Below are 636 nucleotides of genomic sequence, written 5' to 3' on the forward strand. Positions count from 1 at the left end.
GTCGGACTCGTGGTACAGCAGGCCGTCGAGCACATAGGTGGAATCGCGGACGCCGACATTCACCACGCGGGTGCTGAACGGCGCGTACTGGTCGGAGATATGGGTATAGAACAGCCGTCCCGGCTCGCTACCGTACTTCGGGTTGACGTGCCCGGTGCTCTCGCCCCGGCCACCCGCGCGGAAGCGCTGGCCATCGGAGGATGAGGTCGTGCCGTCGCCCCAGTGGGCGGCAAAGGCGTGGCGATACTGGTGGTTGACCAGCTCGGCCAAGGCCGCCGAATAGGTTTCGTCGCGGATGTGCCAGGCTTGCAGCCAGGACAGCTTGGCGTAGGTCAGGCCGGGGCTCGACTCGGCCATCTTGGTCAGCCCGAGGTTGATCGCATCACCGAGGATTGCGGACAGCAGCAACGTCCTGTCTTTGGCCTCGGCCCCGTCCTTCAAGTGGGTGAAGTGGCGGCTGAAGCCCGTCCAGTCGTCCACGTCCATCAGCAGTTCGGTGATCTTGATGCGCGGCAGTAACTGGCTGGTTTGGTCGATCAGCGCCTGCGCCCGATCCGGCACCGCCGCATCCAGCGGGGTGATTTTCAGCCCTGACTCGGTGAGGATGGCATCGGGCAGCTCGTTGTCCTTGGCCAG

At 64.8% G+C, this 636-nt stretch carries 1 protein-coding gene; it reads right to left on the reverse strand.

The window, feature by feature from the left end:
- Window positions 1–636, reverse strand: a 636-nt coding sequence (locus tag ABD169_RS16055; RefSeq protein ID WP_344033618.1) for a Tn3 family transposase, incomplete at both ends; no start/stop codon positions are given.

It is taken from the genome of Leucobacter iarius, from assembly GCF_039530105.1.
GTDB lineage: Bacteria > Actinomycetota > Actinomycetes > Actinomycetales > Microbacteriaceae > Leucobacter > Leucobacter iarius.